The following is a 13,412-nucleotide window of genomic DNA, read 5'->3' on the forward strand; positions in this document are numbered from 1 at the left end:
AACATGAAAAAGATAATATATTATATCGCAGCACTTGCAGTCTTTCCTTTTGTGACAAGCTGTAAGGGGCAGAATCAATCAGGAGAAAAACTAAAACCAACCGTTATTACGGAAACTGTAGTTCATGATACCGATGATCCGGCCATATGGATTAATCCTAAAGATGCTTCCAAGAGCATCATCATTGGAACAGATAAAGATACTGATGGCGGATTGTATGCCTTTGACCTGAATGGTAGAATCATCCATAAAGTGTTAGGGCTTAAACGTCCTAATAATGTGGATATTGAGTATGGCTTTACTTTAAATGGGAAAAAGACAGATATCGCAGCGGCTACAGAACGTGAAACCCACAAGGTAAAGCTGTATTCTCTTCCTGAATTGAAAGAAATTGGCGAAATTTCTGTATTTGAGGGAGAAACAGAACGTGGACCAATGGGTATTTCCATGTATAAAAACACTCAAACAGGAGAAATTTTTGTGATTGTCGGAAGAAAATCAGGACCAAAGGATGGATATCTCTGGCAATACAAACTTTCTGAAAAAAATGGAGCCATTGCGGGAGAGGTTGTCCGTAAGTTTGGAAAATACAGTGGTTTGAAAGAGATTGAAAGTATTGCTGTAGATGATGAACTGGGATATATTTATTACTCTGATGAACAGTTTGGAATTCATCAATATTATGCGGATCCGGCAAAAGGGAATGAAGAACTCTTGGTTTTTGGAAAAGGTGATTTCGCCTCTGATGTGGAAGGAATCTCAATTTACCCTACTTCAAAAGGGAAAGGATATATTTTGGTTTCTAATCAGCAGAATGATACGTTTAATGTATATTTAAGAGAAGATCCGGCAAAGGGTCGCATTGCAGAAATTCCTGTTTCTACTCTTGAAAGTGACGGTTCTGAGGTAACAAATGTCAATTTAGGGCCAAAATTCCCTAAGGGAGTCTTTGTTGCCATGAGCAATGGCAGAGTCTTCCATATGTATGACTGGAGGCTTATTGAAGAGAGAATTCAAGCTGCTATGAAAACATCTAAAAAATAGTTTTTAAACACAGATAAGACTAATATTTTTACAAATAGCACAATTATAACTCTCTTTATTTGTGACTAAATTTCTGTTTAGATAATACCTATAAACCATTAGGATTAATAGGGGTTTAAGAAGATTTAAGAAAAGTTTCGCTTGAAGATTGAAATTTATCTAAAATCGAAAGATTTAATCTTACCTTTTCTTATTCTCTTCAACGATCTTAATGGTTTATTTTATTCAATATGTTTTCTCAGAAATTCAGCAGTATAGGATATATTATTTTCCAATAATTTTTCAGGGGTTCCTTCAAAAAGAACTTTTCCACCAAATTTTCCGGCACCAGGACCGATATCAATGATCCAGTCAGCCTGAGCAATGATGTCCAGATTATGTTCTATAACGATTAATGTATTATTCTGGTCTACAAGATTATTAAAAAAAGACAGTAGTTTTTGAGTATCACTTGGATGGAGCCCTGTGCTTGGCTCATCCAGCACAATAATCTGATTCGTATTCTTTAGTTCTCTGGTGAGTTTCAAACGTTGTCTTTCGCCTCCCGAAAAGCTATCCAGCCGCTGCCCTAATGTCAGATAATCCAGACCCAGCTTTATCAGCAGATCAATGTTTTTGATAATATTTTTATCTGAAAAAAAATCCTTTGCCTCTACTACCGTCATATTCATCACTTCTACAATATTTTGATGATGATATTGGTAGGGAAGAACTTTCGGATCAAAACCAGAACCTCCACATACTTCACATGGCTGCTCAATATCATCCATAAAAGCCAGATCTATTTTTTCCACTCCCAATCCTTTGCAATTTTTACATGCCCCTTCACTATTCCTGCTAAAAAGCTTTTCCGAAACATGATTACATTCTGAGAATAGTTTTCGGACCGTATCGGAAAGGTTTAAGTAGGTTAAAAGATTAGAGCGGCTACTTGCTGTAAACAAAGACTGGTCTATCACAGTTAAATCCTGATAAAACGCAGGTAGAACATGGTTAATTAAAGTACTTTTTCCGGAACCTGCGACACCGGTGATAACAGTCATAACCCCTACCGGAATATTGACACTTATATTTTTAAGGTTATGAAGACTAGCATTTCTGATCTCAAGATAACCTTTAGGCTTTCGGTAAAGGTCTTTAATAGCAGCCTTTTTCTTAAAATAAGACCCTGTTTTTCCTTTAGAATTTTTTAAATTGATGAAATCCCCTTCATAGATCACTTCACCCCCATTTTTTCCTGAGCCCGGCCCCATATCTATGATCCAATCTGCTTTCTTAATAAGATCCGGATCATGCTCCACGATCAAAACAGAATTGCCTTTATCCTTGATCTGTTGTATCATGTGATTAATATTTTCAAGGTCCTTGGGGTGTAAACCAATACTTGGCTCATCAAAGATATAGAGTAAGTCTACCAGGCGGTTTCCCAAACTTTTTACCATTTTTATCCGTTGAGATTCCCCTCCTGAAAGTGTATTGGTACTTCGGTCCAGGGTCAAATACTGTAAACCGATATCAATGATATTCTGCAGCTTTCCGGAAAGTTCTTGAATAATGACTTCATAAGCTTCTGATTCCAGACTGTTGATAAACTCCAATAACTCATCAATGGAAAGTGCTGTACAGTCTGCAATATTTTTCCCTTTGATTTCACAACTTAAAATCCTTTCATTCAAGCGTTTTCCATGACAGGATGGGCAGGTTTTTGTAACCACTACATTACGCAAGGCATCTTTTCTTGTCAGATTTTCTTTGGAATCTTTTTTAAGAAATGTTTTTTCAATCCTGGGAATAATTCCTTCGTATTTTACGGTTTTTCCCCAATTTTTATCCGGATGTTTCGGTTTATGTTCAGAGGCATATAACAGGAGGTCTAATTCCTGGGAAGTAAAATCTTTCAACTTTTTATCATTATCAAAATAGCCAGACTGTGTATATCTTGTTAAACGCCATCCTCCGGGCTGAAAGGTTGGAAATTGAATAGCTCCCTCATTTAATGATTTCTTTTGATTAATCAGGGTATTAACATCTACTGTCTGTACAAACCCCAACCCTTCACATTCCGGACACATTCCCTGTGGGTTATTGAATGAAAATACATTGGAATACCCTACAAAGGGATGTCCCATTCTTGAAAATAAAAGCCTCAGAGAAACATAAACATCTACAGCAGTTCCTACAGTAGAACGTGCATTTCCTCCCAGTCTCTTCTGATTGATGATAATAGGAACATTCAGATTTTCAATTTTATCTACATCCGGGATACCGTAATGCTGCAATCGGTTTCTGATAAAACTGTTCTGTGTTTCATTAATCTGCCGCTGTGCCTCCGCTCCTATAGTCTCAAATACCAGAGAAGATTTCCCCGAACCTGATACTCCTGTAAAAACTACGATCTTATATTTTGGTATTTTTATGGAAATATTTTTGAGATTATTCTGTCTTGCATGGGTAATTTCTATGTTTTCCATTTTAAATCATTAACTTTGTTAAAAGTTAACTAAGTTAATTAATTTATTCCATGAAGCCAACTGAAAAAAAATTTTTTGATACATTTACCGATTTCCAATGTCTTATTATTGCTCATATGAATAGAGGGGATATTAACGGAATAACAGCCTCTCATTACAATATCATCGAATTTATTCTTCGTAAAAAAGGGTCAACAGGAAAAGAGATCTCTTCTGCTTTTAAGATCACCCCAGCAGCAGTTTCAAAGCAGCTGAAACCCCTCATCAACAATGATTTTATTACTCAGAAGCAGGATGAAACAGACCGGAGAAAATTCATACTCTCCGTGACTGAAAAAGGGAAATTTGTAGTTGAAAACTCTGAAACATTCCGAAAAAAAATCACCCAGCAAACTACGAAAATACTTAGTCCGGCTGAACTTGAACATTTTAATAATCTGCTAAGCAAGGTTTTGAGTGAAATCAAACTTTAATGCTCCAGATTCCTTGTAGTTAATCATATTTTTGAAATGAACCAATGGAACAGAATGAAAATCAGCCTAATCAAAAAAATCTGCGAGAGATTCCATAACTTCCAATTTTATCGAAAATATAAACTTTGCGGACTCTGCGGTTAAAAAATTGTTTTATAAACTAAAATAACCTCATTTATATGTTCCAAATAATCTGTCCCAGATAGAGGTATAAAATCCAAAATTTTTTGTTTTCTCCACATGATGCTGATTATGAAATCTGGTTGTTCCTACAAAAAATCTATCAAAACTAGCAGGAAAAAACTCCCGGTTCAGATGTCCTATGGTTCCCCAAATGAGATTGATAAGCAGATAAATGGAAATGGAAATGACAGAAAAGTCATAAGCCATCAGTAGCACCAGCATCATCAGTCCAAAGCCTATGGTTTCAAAGGGATGAAGAACAAAAAGGCTCAGATAATTGGTGCTTACATGCTCATGATGCTTTCCATGCAAAAGGTTATATACAAAAGGTAAATGGGCGGCATAATGAAAAAAATACATCAGAAGATCCATCAAAAGAAGCAATGCCATTACTTGCAGAACAATGCCAACCGGTGAAAGGGTATTTTCAAGCTCTATCCAGCCATTCTTCCATAAAAAAACACCTATCAGCATTACAAGACTATTACAAAAAATGGTAAGCAGGCTAAGATAGAAGTCTGCCTTTGTAACAGGATGATCTTGTTCCTGCAGTTTACTTTTGCGACAGGTCTTATCAATGAACAGGTATATGCCTATTGAGAACAGGTACAGAAAAATATTAATGATCAGACTGAACATAATCCATTGAGGCCAGGAAAACTGCCAAAATAAGTGTAAGTAACCGGAAAGCTCAGTTTCATTAAAATTCATAAACTCTTCATCTTTCAACTTGATGTTATAAAAGTATGAATTTCGTTTTTAAAATCAGCCATTCTGATCATTTCTCCTTTGCTTTTTTCCTAAGCTCCCGAAGCCTTACAGTGAGCTTTCGCCTTAAGTCATTATGATACTCGCGATAATTTTTAATACTATTCTCCAAATTCTTTTTGTTGAGTAAATAATCATCATACAATTCATCCAGTTCCGAAATCTTTACCAAAATATCAGATGACTGAGATTCAGAGTGGTCCATAGCTTCCTGTAATAGTGCGCGAAAGCATTCCATACGGCCCATCAGGCTTGTGTGAAGTTTGGGTTCTATTCCTTGCATTGTTTTATTTTTAAAGAAACTTAAATGAATGGCTACTTCTGTCCCTGAATAAAATTCAAGTCACTCTGGTACAAAATCTTTACGTCCTTATAGAAACCATCATGACTTGCATATTTTAGGTAAGCTCCATTAAGAACAGATGAGATCAGAATTTCGTTAGGGTCACCCAAGGGTAATAAGGGTAACACAGCATATTCATTCACCGTGATCTGAGGCAATATTCCGTTGCTATACTCTCCGGATCCATCTGCATTGAATACTTTGTAAATTACCGGATGAATCTGCCATGAAATCTGTTTTGGCTTCCGTTTATCTTCTACTGTAAATCCTGCCATATCTTTTCCTAAGGTTGTATTGCCAATTTGAATAACCTGCAAATAAGGTTTTAAGTTATTAATCACTATTTCTGCCGCTGATGCTGTACTGTTTGAGGTCAGAATATAGACTTTATTTATTCCCAGAGCATTGGCGCGTAAAACATTAAAATCAAGAGCCTTTGGATCATAGGCAATCTGCTGGGCAAATGTTCTTTTTACCTGACCGCCATTTTTATTTCCTTTAAATAGTATGAATGGTGAATTGGAGGAAATACCGGAGGGAATCAGTGAGCAAAGTGCCGCCGCTGCAGATACAGATCCGCCATAATTGTACCGAAGGTCCAGAATCAGTTCCTGTACGCCGGCAGCCTTAAATTCTGCAAATTTCTGATTGAACACGGAAGTCATTCCATCCGGAAAGTCATAGATATAAAGGTAGCCTATTTTTTTACCATTTTTTTCAAATATTTTAGTTAATACAGGCTGTTCAAGAGATAAGCCATAATACACCTTAACCTCCTTTTCATCCGTAATACTTCCATTTTTCCACTCTCCTAGGGTAAGATCCAACACGGTAAAATCTTTCATAGAGGCGGTAATGGTTTCTGCATTGGCAGCTGTCACCGTCTTTCCATTAATTTTGGTGATCATCATTCCCCGTTCCAATCCGGCATTGAATGCAGGAGAATTTTTAAGGACCAATTTAATGACCGTAACCACTTCCCCATTGGCCAGCTGAAGAACAGTATAATCAAAACCATACATATTTCTAATGGAACGTGGATAGCTGGAAGAGTCTTCGGTATCTACAATAAATGAAAAACGATCCTGAGAAGACAGCAGACTTTTAAAAAAATCTTTAACGGGAAGATGATAGTCAGGTTTGGCAGGCATCTGATCTGCCCAGTAATAATAGCGCTTCATACTATCCTGAACCCAGACATTGACGGATTCTGTGCTTCCCTCAGGAAATACAGGAATATTTTCATCACTGCTGGTACAGGATACAAGAATGGCTATAATGGCTATGCATTGAAGTTTTAAAAAGTTTCTCATCGCTGGTTACAAATATTCTGCGACATCAATGTCACCTTTTACCCCCCAAGTTCCATTTTCCATTTTTTCCTGAAGAACGATCATATTGGCTCCCATATGCTGCTTTATTTTAACCTTAATAATTCCGGATCCGGCATAGGCTTCTGTAGTCCCGGGTTTATATAATTCAAGATATACAGGAGCTGTGGAACTGAAAAAACTATAGACTTTCACTGCTGTGAAATTATCTTTTCCAATATTGTCAAATTCTGCCAATACTACTCCATTTTCTCTTTTTAAAATACCTTTTACATTTTTAAAGGATGATCCTGAAAATTCCCCCAGATTCGGAAAAATAAATTCAAAGCCTACTTTTCCAAGGTTTACCTGAGGCTTTACGATATAAGTTTGCAGGAAGATGCCTGGTAAATTGAAGAAATACAGCTTTTTATAATCATCTATATTATCATAGGTGATATTATATTGTGCTATTTCCTTTCCTGTTTCATTATTATATATTGCCAGTTTGTTGGTTTCTCCCAGATCCTGTGCAAACTGAATGTTGGTCTCTATTTTATTGGTATATGACGTATTTCCGTTAATGGATACAGGAGTTCCATTAAATCTCAACTGAATTACATCAGGTTTGGAATATCCGTTGATGGTTATATCTCCGGGTTTTTGTATTGTATCATACCGCTCCATTACAGTATTGTCTGTACAGGAAAACAGTATGGTAAATAATAATAGTACTGCAAAGATCTTATTCATCTTTTTTATTATTTTAAAACTTAAAAAATATTGCCCCACCCTACAGCAGGGCAATATATAATTATAAAAAAACTAGTTGGATATGTTCTGGATAAAGCTTTTTAGCAAAGTCTTTATCCATTATTGTATATTTAAAATTTCATGGTGTTTATAACAATCATTTTTTTAATCAAGAATGATTATTTTTTAATAAAATTCAACCTTTCTGTGATCTTTCCGTCAGTAACCTCCACGATATATACTCCTGTAGATAAGTCTGCTACATTCATAGATTTGGAATACTGAGTGGTACTCACTTTCTGACCTGCCCTATTATAGATATTGACCATTGTTATATTTTCTTTCAATGCCGGATTAAGCTGTAACTGTAGGTTTTCTTTTACGGGATTTTCTACTATTTTAGTAAGGTTTTCTTTCTTTTTTACATCCTTTGTGTTTAGAGATAATGTAGCATAAATAGCCATTTCATCTATATTAATATTCTGAATATTGTTCCCTAATGCTTTTCTGTTTGACCATATACCTATGTAAATTTTCTTTCCTGCAAAAGCAGACAGATCTACAATACTTTCTACAAACTGGGTAACATCCGAAGGAAATGGATTATTGGTGTATCCCCCTTGTATTTTATAAGGATTAGGAAGATCATTCCCATTGGCATCTACAGCAAGTGACTGGAAATCTGACAAAGCAGGAATCGGTTTTTCCGGAGTACTCACGTAGATATAAAGATCTCTGGCAACAGAAGCCTGACTTGCTCTCTGTCTTGCTACGAAAGCAGCCAGCATAATACTTCCTCCGGCTGAGGATAAATCAATCTCGGGCGAAATGATCCAATCATTTTCTGTATTGAAACTAGCCGCAGTACCTGATGGAACTATGCTTATGGAATAGCGAAGTGATCCTGAAGTTCCCAATACCATTGAGGTTCCGTTATGATAGATATTTTTTCCCTGAACCCACTTGTTCCCATTATTATTTAAATCATGAATCGTCCATCCCTGAAGATCGTCAGGTGTCTCAAAGGAATTGCTCCATATCTGAAACTGTGCAGCCGCAGCCTGGGATACCAATACAATAGATAGTAAAATTAATTTTTTCATAATACTTGTTATTAAGATTTTTTTGAAGAATAAAAGCAAGGAAAGACAAGAATTCTTTCCCTGCTTTTTAAGTTTTATTCTTGAACTGAGAAGTCATATTTTGTCCAAATACCCTGGAAGTTTCCACAGTTTCTAGGAGAAACATTCCATGGTCCTTCGTTGAAGAATGGCTGGCTCATTCCCCATAGTGAAGCAAGAGTTCCCGTTAATAGGTTTGCAGTAGGAATTCCGGCAGTTCCTGTTCCTGTAACAGAAGTTCCGAATCCGTGTACAAGGATTGAAGTTAGGTTAGAAGCTGAAGAAAGTTCAGAACCTGTTCCTTCTACTTTGATCCCTACCGGATATCCTGTAACTACGGCATTATTTAATGTTAGTTTTCCATTTCTTCTGATATGGATACCATTTTCGTAAGCAAGTCCTTGTCCTGCTAATCCATTTCTTGCCCCAATGATGGTAAGATTATTGATCACAGGATTTGTAATCAATGATGTAGCAGTACCTCCGGCGTTGTTATCCAATTCGATACCGTTAGAGTCAGGAGAACCTCCACTTACAGTGTGTGCTGATTTGTAATCTGCTAAAGACAATGCACATGTGATTGTTCCTGTATATCCGTTGTCAAAATCGAAGTTATCATCTTCAGCTGCAAAAGATACCAAGTTGGAAGCATTTACCGTACCTCCGAAGAATTCGAAAGAATCATCCTGACCATAAGAAACCTGAATATGATCTAAAGTAGTTCCGTTTCCAACACCTCCTAATGATAATGCGTTTACTTCGTTTCCAGAGTTAGCTCCTACGAAATCATACCCTGCAAATTCAATACGCACATATTTCATTGTTCCCGCGCTATGAGCAGGGTTAGTTCCTCCAAAGTAATAGTCATCACCGCTTAACCCTTCAATGGTTGTTGTAAAAGGGACATTGGTAGGCGCATCACCCAATAGGATAACTCCTCCGAAATCTCCCGGAGTAGCCGTTGTAGTTTCTTCTCCGTCCAACAATTTATAACTTGTAAATACAATAGGCTGAGCTTCTGTACCCACAGCATTGATCTTAGCTGATTTTGTAATAACCAAAATTCCAGAACCTTCTCCTGATGCATTCGGTTTAGCTTTGATAAATGTACCCGGCTGTATCGTAAGTGTTGCTCCGTTTTTAACGGTTACTGTACCGTCAAGCTCTATTACTCCGCTCCAAGTAGTGTTACCTATAATTGCTCCACTTACAGTAGTAACAGGAAGTGAAGAAGCTGTAAGATATTCAGCAGAAGTAGGTTTCATTTCGAAAGGAGTTGAAGAATCTGCTAAATGGTCGTTCTGACAAGCAGTAAGGGATAATGCAGCAGCTGCAATTAGAGTTAATCTTTTCATTGTTATAATTTTTAGTAGATCCCGGTTATTTATTTTATTACCGGAAGTTTTAATATTTAGGAATATCCACCTCTCTATTCCTTCGATTTGGTTTTTTATATTCATCTGGTATTTCAGGAGGGGCTGTCCTACCGAGGTTCCCATAAATCCTTTACTGCCCGGGAAAAAACAGCAACGTTCGGTTTTTTGCTCATCCGGTACTGGTGTGCGCATCATCAGTATTCATCCGGTTCATGTTCAGGCTGCCGAAACCTGTACGTTTCTATATCAAGAGCTCTTTTTCATTTTTAAATTTTGGGCAGGCAGATATTAAAATGTATACCCTACACTTAGCCCAAATATTCTTCCGCTATAGGCACGGAATAAGATTTTATCAATATCCTTATCATATTTATCGGTAGCACCTGGTAACAGTGCCAAGGATTCTCTGTAGGTTCCTACCGTACTTCCACCGTCTTTCTGATTCAAATAAGAATTATAATTGTTATAATATTCCTTTACTCTGTTGAATAGATTTCTGATATTCAATTTCAGTTCTAGATTTCTGTTTCTTAAAAATTTATATGAAATCTGTGCATCTGCCACAGCGTATGGACGTTGTATTTCTTCTCCGCTATAGGCATATCCTACGGTCATATACTGATCCCCTTTTGCATTGTACAAAAAGCTTGCTCCCAGCCTTTCCCCATCAAACATCAATCCTAGGTTATAGGCATAAGGAGTTTGTCCGTAAAGAGGTCTTCCCACTTCATAGGTGGCATCTTCATCCTTTGTTTTTTCTCTGTCTTTAAAAGCAATTACTTTAGTATCATTGTAAGTAAAGTTTCCGCTTATGAAAAGTTTTGACAGAAAGGAATCCGGTATAATAAAGCCCAGGTTTTTTCTTACCTCTACTTCAAATCCCTTCAGCTTGGCATTCTTTGAATTTCCATTGTACAGATACAAATTTCCCTCACTGGAAATATACCCTTCGCGTTCTATGGGACGATCTATGTCTTTATAATATATTCCTGCAGAAAATATTTCACCTAATCCAGGAAACCACTCAAATTTAAAATCATAGTTATTGACCACAGAAGAAACCATTTGTGTATTGAAAATTTGTCCATTGGCAATCGGATCAAAATAAGGCAATCCTGTTCTTTCATTAAATTGAGGACGGATAACCGTCTTACTATAGGCCAGTCTCAGATTCATCTTATTGGTAGGGCTGTAAGTAAAATTGGCAGAGGGCATCCATTGCCATGGTTTATCATCAATACCAGATTTGGAAAAATTTCTGGAATCATTAGGGTCCAGCTGCTGAGAAATAAGATCATATCTGAAATATTCTGCTCTCAGCCCCCAAACCAGCCTGAATTTATTTTTCCAACGGTTATCAAACATCACATAGGCCGCATGCTGATCAACCTCTCCCTCATACTTCTCGTTTTTATAAAGAGGTCTGGTCTGCCATCCGATTCCTCCCGGTACATAGTGAGAACCATTGAACCATTCGGAAAGAGGCCCATACATGATTAAAATACTAGGATTTGAAACCTCCCTGTTTTCATCTACCCGAAGCAAAAATTTCTGTTGTTGGTTGGTATTGAACTTGGAAGCACCGGCATAGCCTACCTTGATATCATTTTTAAAATTCTCCCTGTCAAGGTTCAGCTTAAAAGACGCTCCATAATTATAGTCAGTTTCCTTATTTTCAATATATCCTCTTGCAAAATCACTTGAGGAATTATTAATATTATGATAGCTTAGGATTTCATTACCCATGAAACGGTATAAAGCCTGATGTAAAGTATAATCTTTGGTATCTGAAGTAACTCCTGTTCTGGCTGCAAACCAGTTGATTTCCATATTTCCTGTTTTATGGTTTCCTTCCAGTTTATTTTGTAAAAAAGATTGATAAACAGGATAATTCGCATTGTCTGTATAAGGAGCATCTAAAGATTTAATCTGTGATGGATCATTATTCGGAATCACTCCGTGGTAAAAGTAATTATAGGCAAGCTCCGCATTGGCAGGAAGAGCACTTCCGCTAGAATATTCGTTCCACCCTGTAACCCTTGTCAGTGTATTATCATAAATATGCGTGTAGGAGTTACGGAATGATATTCTTGTTTTATTAAGCTGTAAACCAAAGTTGAGCATTCCGGCTATGGTGGAATTGTAATTATAGGACGCGCCTGAGTTTTTAAAATTATAAAAGGGTATTTTTCCGTTGGCATCTGGTACGCCGGTAGTATCCATCCAGTTTCCTCTTCCTGTATGATCAATATCCAGCTTATTCTGTTCGTTTCTGATGATAAAAGCACCTGCAAAACCCCATTTATTATTGTTTTTAAGCGCATATGTTCTTCCTAAAGCCAGCTGCATATTAGATCCCATATCCCCTTTTGTACGGTAGGTTGTAAAGTTGTCATTGGTGAATTGTTTAGACTGTTCAAAAAACATTGGATTGTTCCAGTTCATAGGTTCAAGTCCCTTTGGAAAATCTCTTGTTCCGTCATCATACCCGAAATAATCATACTTTCCACGCTTACGGGTAAGAAAATCTTTGAAAGCAGCCTGATCATTATAAGAAGTTCCCATGCTTACCGTGGTAAAGTTCTCGTTAGGGATATCCTTTGTTCTCACTTCTACATACCCTCCTGCAAAATTGGCATTCATATCAGGGGTTGCAGATTTGCTTACCACTACGCTTTCCACCATTGCCGTAGGAATAATATCGAAAGAAAAATTCTGATTATATGCCTCAGTACTTGGTAAATTGATTCCATCCATGGCTGCGGTATTCCAACGTTCCCCCATAGACCGGACTACAACGTATTTATTGTCTATGGTAGTAATCCCCGTTACCCTTTTCAATGTACCCCCCACATCATTATCCGGCGTTTTCGAAATCTGTTCAGCAGAGATCCCATCACTCATTTGGGCAGCCTTTTTTTGCTGGGCCAACAATCCTGCCTGGGTATCAGCCTTTCTTGTGGCCGTAACCACCACTTCCTTAATGTCTGTAATTTTATCAGAAGCCCTGTTTAAGGCAAATGACACTGTATTTGTTTCCTTATGAAGGATGGATAGTTTTTCTACCCGAAGCGTATTATATTTGGATGCTTTTATCGTTAAATTGTAGATCCCCGAAGGAAGATCCGTTGAAAAGTCACCATTATTGTCTGTTATTACCGTTTTTCCGGCAATATTAACTTCTGCTCCTGCAATTGGGTTTCCCACCTCATCTACTATTTTCCCGGATATACGTCCGTTTCCCGGTATAGAAACGTAGCTACCCTCATACTTTATTGAAATAAGGTCTCCATGTAATCGGAATACTACAGGAAGTCCACTGGTAATATCTTTCAGGCAGCCATTGATTGTAGAATTTTCACATTTTACGCCTTTTACCTTTAGCTCTTTAATATCTACCTTTGAATAGGCCAGTCTCATTCCTGTTTTTCCGGCAAAGTCCTCCAAAACTTCAATCAATGGTCGACTTACAGGAACAGAAAATGAAACTTTCTGAACCAATTCCTGTGCTTCTGCTGCAACGGTAAAAAATAAGGCTGCTATGGTAAAACCACATTTCAAACTTCTCAT

Annotated in this window: 10 protein-coding genes; 2 read left to right on the top strand and 8 right to left on the bottom strand. The window is 37.2% G+C overall.

Annotation, left to right across the window (positions count from 1 at the left end; translation table 11 throughout):
* Positions 1-3 precede the first annotated feature (3 nt).
* A complete protein-coding gene (locus SCA31_RS16495) occupies positions 4-1,044 on the top strand; it encodes a phytase (protein ID WP_410698043.1) in 1,041 nt (346 codons plus the stop codon).
* A 221-nt stretch (positions 1,045-1,265) separates the two neighbouring features.
* Here SCA31_RS16495 and SCA31_RS16500 read toward each other — a convergent pair whose 3' ends face one another.
* Positions 1,266-3,515, bottom strand: coding sequence for an ATP-binding cassette domain-containing protein (locus SCA31_RS16500; protein WP_410698044.1), 2,250 nt, complete (start codon positions 3,513-3,515; stop codon positions 1,266-1,268).
* 50 nt (positions 3,516-3,565) lie between these two features.
* On the opposite strand from SCA31_RS16500, the gene SCA31_RS16505 reads away from it, so the two are divergent.
* On the top strand, positions 3,566-3,988 hold the full coding sequence (locus SCA31_RS16505; protein ID WP_410698045.1) for a MarR family winged helix-turn-helix transcriptional regulator: 423 nt from the start codon (positions 3,566-3,568) through the stop codon (positions 3,986-3,988).
* Positions 3,989-4,159: 171 nt separating this feature from the next.
* Here the strand turns inward: SCA31_RS16505 and SCA31_RS16510 are convergent, their stop codons facing one another.
* From SCA31_RS16510 to SCA31_RS16540, 7 genes are all read right to left on the bottom strand, one after another.
* Entirely contained in the window at positions 4,160-4,882 is a 723-nt protein-coding gene (locus SCA31_RS16510) for a sterol desaturase family protein (RefSeq protein WP_410698046.1), read from the bottom strand.
* 67 nt (positions 4,883-4,949) lie between these two features.
* Positions 4,950-5,222, bottom strand: coding sequence for a hypothetical protein (locus SCA31_RS16515; RefSeq protein WP_410698047.1), 273 nt, complete (start codon positions 5,220-5,222; stop codon positions 4,950-4,952).
* A gap of 32 nt (positions 5,223-5,254) precedes the next feature.
* Complete coding sequence (locus SCA31_RS16520; protein ID WP_410698048.1) at positions 5,255-6,595, bottom strand: S41 family peptidase; 1,341 nt, start codon at positions 6,593-6,595, stop codon at positions 5,255-5,257.
* A 6-nt stretch (positions 6,596-6,601) separates the two neighbouring features.
* Positions 6,602-7,345, bottom strand: coding sequence for a hypothetical protein (locus tag SCA31_RS16525; RefSeq protein WP_410698049.1), 744 nt, complete (start codon positions 7,343-7,345; stop codon positions 6,602-6,604).
* A gap of 179 nt (positions 7,346-7,524) precedes the next feature.
* The gene (locus SCA31_RS16530) at positions 7,525-8,448 is read right to left on the bottom strand and encodes a choice-of-anchor J domain-containing protein (protein ID WP_410698050.1); all 924 of its coding nucleotides are present in this window, start codon (positions 8,446-8,448) and stop codon (positions 7,525-7,527) included.
* A gap of 74 nt (positions 8,449-8,522) precedes the next feature.
* Positions 8,523-9,821, bottom strand: a complete 1,299-nt coding sequence (locus tag SCA31_RS16535; RefSeq protein WP_410698051.1) for a hypothetical protein — start codon at positions 9,819-9,821, stop codon at positions 8,523-8,525.
* A gap of 309 nt (positions 9,822-10,130) precedes the next feature.
* Complete coding sequence (locus SCA31_RS16540) at positions 10,131-13,412, bottom strand: TonB-dependent receptor domain-containing protein (protein ID WP_410698052.1); 3,282 nt, start codon at positions 13,410-13,412, stop codon at positions 10,131-10,133.

Source organism: Chryseobacterium sp. SIMBA_028 (genome assembly GCF_046535285.1).
GTDB lineage: Bacteria > Bacteroidota > Bacteroidia > Flavobacteriales > Weeksellaceae > Chryseobacterium.

Coding starts and splice junctions, on each gene's coding strand:
- SCA31_RS16540 (WP_410698052.1), bottom strand. CDS start 13,412: ATGAGAAGTTTGAAATGTGGTTTTACCATAGCAGCCTTATTTTTTACC.
- SCA31_RS16535 (WP_410698051.1), bottom strand. CDS start 9,821: ATGAAAAGATTAACTCTAATTGCAGCTGCTGCATTATCCCTTACTGCT.
- SCA31_RS16510 (WP_410698046.1), bottom strand. CDS start 4,882: ATGAATTTTAATGAAACTGAGCTTTCCGGTTACTTACACTTATTTTGG.
- SCA31_RS16515 (WP_410698047.1), bottom strand. CDS start 5,222: ATGCAAGGAATAGAACCCAAACTTCACACAAGCCTGATGGGCCGTATG.
- SCA31_RS16520 (WP_410698048.1), bottom strand. CDS start 6,595: ATGAGAAACTTTTTAAAACTTCAATGCATAGCCATTATAGCCATTCTT.
- SCA31_RS16525 (WP_410698049.1), bottom strand. CDS start 7,345: ATGAATAAGATCTTTGCAGTACTATTATTATTTACCATACTGTTTTCC.
- SCA31_RS16500 (WP_410698044.1), bottom strand. CDS start 3,515: ATGGAAAACATAGAAATTACCCATGCAAGACAGAATAATCTCAAAAAT.
- SCA31_RS16495 (WP_410698043.1), top strand. CDS start 4: ATGAAAAAGATAATATATTATATCGCAGCACTTGCAGTCTTTCCTTTT.
- SCA31_RS16505 (WP_410698045.1), top strand. CDS start 3,566: ATGAAGCCAACTGAAAAAAAATTTTTTGATACATTTACCGATTTCCAA.
- SCA31_RS16530 (WP_410698050.1), bottom strand. CDS start 8,448: ATGAAAAAATTAATTTTACTATCTATTGTATTGGTATCCCAGGCTGCG.